At 63.1% G+C, this 2,600-nt stretch carries 1 protein-coding gene and 1 pseudogene; both read right to left on the bottom strand.

Annotated features, from left to right (window positions below):
* Window positions 1-77 precede the first annotated feature (77 nt).
* The gene (gene istB, locus H8B02_RS46750; protein ID WP_229172440.1) at window positions 78-845 is read right to left on the bottom strand and encodes an IS21-like element IS1631 family helper ATPase IstB; all 768 of its coding nucleotides are present in this window, start codon (window positions 843-845) and stop codon (window positions 78-80) included.
* A pseudogene (gene istA / locus H8B02_RS46745) lies at window positions 823-2,575 on the bottom strand (IS21 family transposase). The gene istB and the pseudogene istA overlap by 23 nt, the downstream one beginning before the upstream one ends.
* Window positions 2,576-2,600 lie beyond the last annotated feature (25 nt).

The following is a 2,600-nucleotide window of genomic DNA, read 5'->3' as shown; positions in this document are numbered from 1 at the left end:
CCCCCGCGGGTCACTTCAAATTCCTCCGGGTGCGGTCAGTCAAATTCCTCCACCCGCGAGGCAGGACAAGTTGATTGTTAGTTTGCCTTTGTTTCGCGGGCAAGAGCTTCAGCGGCCTCTTTGAGCCGATAGCTGCGTCCGTCGAACTCAAGCAGATGGCAATGATGCATCAGGCGATCGAGGATCGTCGTGCTCATGGTGTTGTCCCCCAGGTATGTCCCCCAATCCTGCACGACGCGATTGGAGGTGACGATGACGCTGCGGTGCAGTTTGTATCGCTGATGGATCAGGGTCTGCAGCAATGCGCCAGCGTCGTCAGGGATGGCGCGTGCGAGGAACAGATCGTCCAGCACGAGGAAATCGCAGTCGATGATGGTTCTCAGCCGGACCTCGCGTTGCGCCGGGGAGTTCAGGGCATAGCGGTGGAAGAAGTCGTCGGTCTCAAGATACTGGACCTTGTGGTTTTGCAGGATCGCCTGATAGGCAATCGCCTTGGCGATGTGGGATTTCCCGGTGCCAGTTTTGCCGACGAGCAGCGCGTTCTCGCCGGCGGCAATGAACGCCAGGGTGTGGAGCTGGAAGCAAGTTTGGCGCGGCAATTTGGGATTGAAGGACCAGTCGAACTCGGCGAGCGTCAGTTTTTCATCGAGCCCGGATTGCTGGTATCGCCGCTCGATAAGACGGGATTGGCGGCGATCCAGTTCGTCCTGCAAGATTAAGGAGAAGGTCTCGAGGAAGGGTTGGTTGGCGCCCTGCGCCTGCAGCACGCGCGTCTGCAGTGTGTCGCGGACGCCTGACAGGCGCAGCTGTCGCAGGCAACGCTCAATTTCCGGCATGGTCATCATGTGGTTGGGTCTCCAGTTTGAGCTGAGAAGGCGCAGCGGGAGCGCTCGTGGCGCCGGAGCTGGTCGGGGTTGCGCAGGCGACACGAGCGCGGGTTACAGGGGCGCGGTCGTCGTGATGAGCCTCGGCCTGCCGGCCATTGTCGCCGGCGTCGCGCCGCACAGCGCGGCTGAAGAGATCGCCGTATTCGGCGGGGGCGCGGATCAGCGGATGATCCTGAATGAGCTGCGATGTCGGTGGTGGCGTCGTTTCAATCTGCGCGAATGCCTGTTCAAACAGCCGCTCGACGGTCGCACGCACGTGCTTGTAACGGTAGATGCGGTTCTCGATGGCGTGCGCACAAGCCTGTTCGACCAGCCGTGCCGGATACTTCCGGCTCAGCCCGACAATGCCCCACATCGCGCGTTGTCCGACGCGCCCTTCGGTGTCAAACATCTGCTGGCACAGCGCCTTGGTCTGCGGGCCGATGCGGCCGGCGCTCGACAGCAGCAAGGCTGTTTGCCGCGACGGATTGAACGGCCGCTCGTTGGTCGGCAGGACGACAGAACCGGGATGCGCCATCCGGGGATGAACGCGCAGCAGCGCATGGGTATGGCGATCGCGGATCTCGATCGTCGAGGCGTAGATCCGCACCACGACCTGGCTGCCGATGGGCGCAGGCCGCGCGGCGTAATAGCTGCTATCAACACGCACGGTGGTATCGTCGCAGACGGTCCGAACGACCTCGGTGAAGATGCGGAAGGCAGCCACTGGCAACGGCCGCAGGTGCGGCTTCTCCTCCTGGAACATCGCCTCGACCTGACGGCGCGTGCTGCCGTGGATGCGTTTGGAAGCCCAGTTCTCCTCCCAGTGCCTCAAGAACTCGTTCTGGGCTTCCAGCGTCTCGAAGCGCCGTCCGGCCAGCGCGGTGCCCTGGGTATGTTGAATCGCGTTCTCGACGCTCCCCTTCCGGTTGGGATCGGCCACGCGCGCGGGATCGGCGACCACGGCGTAATGAGCCAGCATCGCGCTGTAAATCGGGTTGAGCTGGGGCTCGTACAAATCCGGCTTGAGGACCGCCTTCTTTCAGGTTGTCGAGCACGACATAGCTGGGGACCCCGCCAAAATACCGGAACGCTTCTTCGTGAAGCTGCGCCCAGACCTGCTGGCTGGATTGCCAGACCACCCGCCGGAAGCTCCGCCGCGAGTAGCGCAGCGTCATCACGAACAGGCGGGGACGACGGTACCGCCCACGCTTCGGATCAACCGTCGGCGCGCCCTCGCCATAGTCGACCTGAGCTTCCTCGCCGGGGAGGAACTCAAGGCGATCAAACTGCTCGGGATCGGCGTGCCGCAACGTGCGCACAAACCGCTTGACGCTCTGGTAGCTGGACGGAAAGCCAAATCGATCGACCAGGTCCTGGTAAATCGCCTGCGCATTTCGCTTCAGGCGGGCCTGTTCTTCGATCCATGCCCGATGCGGTTCGCAGGCCGAGCGGGCCTGGCTGCCGGTGACCGTCGCACCCGCCCCCCCAAAAGCCGGTGGTCGGGGTGGAGGAATTTGGCCGTCCACGCTCACCGGGCCGGTGGTCACTTCCCCGGGGGAATTTGCCTCCGCACCAGCCCACAGCGCCCGGTAACGCCGGATCGTCTTGCGGTCGACCCCCGTCAGCCTGTGGATCTCGCGCTGGCTGGCGTTGCGATCGAGTAGCGTAAATACCGTGCTTTGCAGGTGTGGCTTCAAGACGTTCAACTCCTCGGTCCCCTTGCTGGCTAAA

The organism is Bradyrhizobium altum (assembly GCF_020889705.1).
Taxonomy (GTDB): domain Bacteria; phylum Pseudomonadota; class Alphaproteobacteria; order Rhizobiales; family Xanthobacteraceae; genus Bradyrhizobium; species Bradyrhizobium altum.
This window is presented reverse-complemented; position numbering and strand designations above follow the sequence as displayed.

Bases quoted from the DNA above. Each gene is read 5' to 3' on its own strand.
- istB (WP_229172440.1), bottom strand. From the start codon at position 845: ATGATGACCATGCCGGAAATTGAGCGTTGCCTGCGACAGCTGCGCCTG.